4 protein-coding genes are annotated in these 4,964 nt (G+C 69.6%); 3 read left to right on the top strand and 1 reads right to left on the bottom strand.

Going from position 1 to position 4,964, the window contains the following annotated elements; genetic code table 11:
- The first annotated feature begins 297 nt into the window (after positions 1-297).
- Positions 298-1,566, top strand: a complete 1,269-nt coding sequence (locus ABTZ89_RS35690; RefSeq protein ID WP_351053312.1) for a GNAT family N-acetyltransferase — start codon at positions 298-300, stop codon at positions 1,564-1,566.
- On the opposite strand, the gene ABTZ89_RS35685 is transcribed toward ABTZ89_RS35690, so the two are convergent.
- Positions 1,502-2,407, bottom strand: coding sequence for a DMT family transporter (locus ABTZ89_RS35685; protein WP_351053309.1), 906 nt, complete (start codon positions 2,405-2,407; stop codon positions 1,502-1,504). The genes ABTZ89_RS35690 and ABTZ89_RS35685 overlap by 65 nt on opposite strands.
- A gap of 137 nt (positions 2,408-2,544) precedes the next feature.
- On the opposite strand from ABTZ89_RS35685, the gene ABTZ89_RS35680 reads away from it, so the two are divergent.
- Positions 2,545-3,435, top strand: a complete 891-nt coding sequence (locus ABTZ89_RS35680; RefSeq protein WP_351053315.1) for a LysR family transcriptional regulator — start codon at positions 2,545-2,547, stop codon at positions 3,433-3,435.
- A 127-nt stretch (positions 3,436-3,562) separates the two neighbouring features.
- On the top strand, positions 3,563-4,930 hold the full coding sequence (gene dctA, locus ABTZ89_RS35675) for a C4-dicarboxylate transporter DctA (protein ID WP_351053306.1): 1,368 nt from the start codon (positions 3,563-3,565) through the stop codon (positions 4,928-4,930).
- Positions 4,931-4,964: the final 34 nt, after the last annotated feature.

Here is a 4,964-nt window from a genome sequence, read left to right as displayed (position 1 = left end):
GACTCGGGCAACGTGACGATCTTCGGCGAGTCCGCCGGGGCGACCTCGGTGGTCACGCTGGCGGCCGGATCGGCGGGGAGAGGCTTGACATCCGGTCCGCAGCCCCCAAAATCCCCAAATCACGGGGATGGCCAACAAACAACGGAACCAACACAAGTCCCAACCACCCCGAAAACCGCAGCTGAACTCCACCGCGTCGTCCACGATCCAAACCGACGCCCGGTGTGATCTAGCCCGTTAACCCAGGTGCAACCGCAGTTCGAACGGATGCAACACAGCCCCGCAACCATGGAACCCATGCCGCCCACATCGCACCGCCATCAGCGCGGGAACTGGACCCGCGAACTCGTCGAGCTCGCCGCCCTGTTCCTGGCGGCGGGCGCGGTGAACCTGGCCATCACGCACGCCCCGACGATCAGCTCGACCGCGCTGGTCGTGATCGGCGCATTCCTGCTCGCAGCCGCAGCGTTCCGCCGATCAGCCAAACGCCCACCCCGGCCCGAAGCCCCAGCAGCGGAACCAACTCCGGAAGCCGCAGAAGTCCGCCAAACCCTGTGGCGCCTGCGAGCCTCGGTCACCGACACCCCGGGCAGGCTCGCCCGCCTGGCCGGCGGCTTGGCCGCACTCGGCGCCGACATCCGAACCATGCAGGTGCACCCGGTCGAGGACGGCGCAGTCGACGAGGTCCTCCTCCACGCACCGGACCGCATCACCCGCTGGGACTTGATCAAAGCCGTCGAAGCGGCCGGCGGAAGGGACGTCGTGGTCGCCCGAGCAGACGTGCGGGAGCTCGAGGACGTCCCGACGCGCACCGCGAACCTGGCCGCAGACCTGGTCGGCGGCTGCACGGATCTCGTCCAGGCCCTGCGCGCACTCCTGGGCAGGGTCGACGTCCGCTGGCAGGAGGAGTCCCCGGAGGTCGGCTCGTTCACCGGCCAGGAGATGCACCTGACCGCTCCGGGCGGGGGCGTCCTGGTCCTGACCCGCCCGGGCGGGTCGTTCACCCCGGCCGAGTTCGCCCGGGCCAGCGCGATGGTCGACCTGGCAGCCACCTGCCGCGCACGCCTGCGCCCGACGTCGGAATCCGTCCGAACGTCGAGCGGCGTGGACCTGACCATCCGCCAGGCCGATCGATCGGACGTGGACCTGGTCGCCGAGTTCCACGAGCGCTGCTCCAGCGCGGCCCGCTACCGGCGCTACTTCGGCCCTGGCCCGGCCTCCGGCGAGCGTGGTCTGCAACGCCTGCTCACCCCCGCGCTCGGCCGCTCGCTGCTGGTGCTGTCGCCGGACGGAGACGTCGTCGGCATGGGAAACCTGATGTACGACGGCGACGGCGGTGAGATCGCCCTGCTGGTCCGGGACGACTGGCAGCGCCGGGGGATCGGCACGGTCCTGGCCGAGGAGCTCGTCGACCACGCCCAGCGGCTTGGCCTCCGCACCCTCACCGCGCACACCCACCTCGACAACACCGCGATCGCCCGAACCCTCCGCGGCGCAGGGCTCAAGCTGGTCGGCGCGCCGGAGCCGGGGGAGTGGTCGTGGTCCCGCGACCTCCAGCCGTCATGACGGGGGAGCGGCCGGCGAACCACACGGCGGCGACCACCACGGCGCATCCGACCAGCTGGCTCGCCGCGGGAGTTTCCGAGACGACGATCATGCCGAGCGCCACGGCCAGAACCGGCTGCAGCAGCAGCAGCGAGGCGGAGGTGTTGGGTGCCAGCCGGGGAATCGCCGCCGCCATCAGCAGGAATGCCGCGACCTGCCCGACCAGCGCCAGCACGACCAGCCACGACCAGGACGCGACCGGCAGGTCGAGGCTGATGCCGGTGGTGGCCGCGCCGATCAGCCCGGCCACCGCCGCGGCCGAAGCCGTCGCGACGCACACCGGAGTCACCACGTGCCGCGGACTGCGCTGGCCGGAAAGGCGGTTCAGGTAGAGGTAACCGGCATAGGCGGCACCGGCCGCCAGTCCCAGCACCGTCCCGCGCACTTGGTGCTGCGCGTTCGGGTCGTGCGAGAGCGCACCGCCGACCAGGACGATCCCGGCGAGCATGACCGGGCAGGTGAGCAGGAAGCGCCTGCGGATCGGGGTTCCGCCGAAAATCCGCGCCAGCGCGGGGAAGATGACCACTTGCACGTTGATGAGCACGGTGGAGATTCCGGCCCCGACGTCGAGGACGCTCGCCGTCCACATCGCGTAGTCCAACCCCAGGAGCGCACCGGCGGTGAGGGCGCACCACACCAGCCACGGCTCGAACCGGCCGTGCCGTCGGCATTCCCGGACGGCCAGCGGCACGAGCGCGATCAGTGCGAGCGCGCAGCGCAGGAACGCCGCTGTCCCGGCGTTGACGTCCGCGAGCTTGACGACGATCGCGGAGAAGGACAGGCAGCCGGCTCCCGCGATCATCAGCAGCACCGGACCAGTGGTCCTGGTGGGTTGCGAGATAGGAGGGGTAGGCGTGACCACGATCCTCACTGTGCCAACCAGGAGGCGAAAGCACTATTGACCAGTTTTTGCACATCGGCGTTAGCCTGGCTTACGTGATGAACTGGGAGCGTCTTCGGGTCTTCGCCACGGTGGCGGAGCAGTCGTCGGTCACGGCCGCGGCGGAAGCCCTGCACCTCACGAGGCCGGCGGTGTCCCAGCACCTGCGCAAGCTCGAGCGCGAGACCGGGTGCCGGCTGGTCGAGCCCGCGGGCCGGGGGATCCGGCTGACCAACGCCGGGCAGGTGCTGGCCGAGGCGGCGCGGTCGGTCACCGCCGCGGTCAGCGCTGCCGAACACGACCTGGCCGACATCCACCAGCAGATCATCGGATCGCTGCGCATCGGCGCCGTCGCCAGCGCGCTGCGGCTCTTCGTCCTGGACGCGCTGCGGGCGCTGACCGCCGAGCACCCGAGGCTGCGCCCGACGGTGCGCGACGGCGAGGGCGTCGACCTGATTCCCGCGCTGCGACTGGGAAAGCTGGACGCGGTCGTCTTCGAGAGCTGGACCGGCTGGCCCGCTCGCATGCCGGCGGGGGTGGAGCTGACCGAGCTGCTCACCGAGGACGTGCAGCTCGCCGTGGCCGCGGATCATCCGCTGGCGGAGCGGGAATCGGTGCGCGTCGACGAGCTGGCCGGGTTGCGGTGGGCGAGCTGCGCGCCCGGATCCGAACCGCACGAGGCATTGGTCCAGACGTTGCGCTCGCACGCCGTCGACGTCGAGGTGGACCACTGCGTGACCGATTACGCCACCATGCTGTCGATCGTCGCGGCAGGGCTCGCGGTCGCGCTGGTCCCCGGCATCGCGCAACGGCTCGACGAGCCCGGAGTTCGCTACCTGGACTGCGAGCCGCGGATCCGCCGCACCGTAGCGGTGGCTACCCTGGAGGACCGCAGCACCCCGGCGGCACGGGCATTCGTATCCGAATTGTCCCGCACGGCAAATATTTAAACGTTTTGTTGATTTTCGTGAATTCGCGAATTCAACGTCCGGACGGTCTTGACTGGCGCGTTCTGGCTGCGGAAACTCGTTGCTCGCATGGCGAAATCGATTTTCCGCAGGACGAAAGAGCGTGATCATGCGCGAAACCGAACGCAAGACCTCCGGTGGTAGAGCGAAGAAGATCCTTTCCTCGCTGTTCATCCAGGTCCTCATCGCGGCGGCCATCGGCATCGCCGTCGGTCACTTCTGGCCGGACTTCGGTTCGGCGCTCAAGCCGATCGGCGACGGGTTCATCCGGCTGATCAAGATGGCGATCGCGCCGCTGATCTTCTGCGTGGTCGTGGTCGGCATCTGCAAGGCCGGGGACATGCGTTCGGTCGGGCGCATCGGGCTCAAAGCGCTGATCTACTTCGAGGTCGTCACCACCGCCGCGCTGGCGCTCGGGCTCATCGCCGGCAACGTCCTGCAGCCCGGCGCCGGTCTCGACGTCAACCCGGCCACGCTCGACGCGTCCGGTGTGGTGGCGAAGACCCACGGCGAGCAGATACCGGGGCCGGCCGAGTTCGTGCTGCACATGATCCCGGAGAGCGCGGTCGCCGCGTTCGCCGAGAACCAGCTGCTGCAGGTGCTGCTGTTCGCCGTCCTGTTCGCCGCCGGTCTGCTGCACGTCGGGGTCACCCGCGCTCCGCAGGTCTTCGCCTTCGTCGACCAGACCGGCGAGATCATCTTCAAGATCATCGGCTACGTCATGCGCCTCGCGCCGCTCGCGGTGTTCGGCTCGATGGCCTACCTCATCGGTCAGTACGGGCTGTCGTCGCTGAGCACCTACGCGAAGCTGATCGCCGCTTGCTACGGCGCGGCGCTGCTGTTCTGCTGCCTGCTGGGCATCCTGCTCCGCGCCTTCACCGGCCTCAGCTTGTGGCGCTTCCTGCGCTACACCCGCGAGGAGTTCGCCCTGGCCGTGGGCACCGCCTCCAGCGAGGCAGTGATGCCGCGGATGATGGAGAAGCTGGAACGCGCCGGTTGCCGCAAGGAAGCCGTCGGGCTCGTCGTGCCGACCGGCTACTCGTTCAACCTCGACGGCGCCTCCATCTACCTGTCGCTGGCGACCCTGTTCATGGCCCAGGCCGTCGGTGTCGACCTGACCTTCGGCCAGCAGCTGACCGTGATCCTGGTGCTGGTGCTCACCTCGAAGGGCATGGCCGGGGTGCCGGGATCGGCGTTCATCGCCTTGTCCGCCACCGCGTCCGCGGTCGGCGTCATCCCGGTGGCCGCGGTTGCCCTGATGCTCGGCGCGGACCGCTTCATGGACACGATGCGCGTGGTCACCAACCTCCTGGGGAACTGCGTGGCGACCTTCATCGTGTCCAAGTGGGACGGTGCCTTCGACCGGGAGCAGGCCCGCAAGGTCCTGGCCGCGCCCGCGGGGTCGCCCGACGCGCCGGCGCAGGACCACGGTGTCCCCGCCGCGCGCACTCCGGACTCGGACACGACCAAGCTCTGAGCGGCTGGGCGATGCCGTGCCGGGCGGAAAGCCC

Source organism: Saccharopolyspora sp. NPDC002686 (assembly GCF_040295745.1).
Classification (GTDB): Bacteria; Actinomycetota; Actinomycetes; order Mycobacteriales; family Pseudonocardiaceae; genus Saccharopolyspora; species Saccharopolyspora oryzae.
Note: the sequence above shows the minus strand (reverse complement) of the source record. Positions and strands in the feature narration are given on the sequence as shown.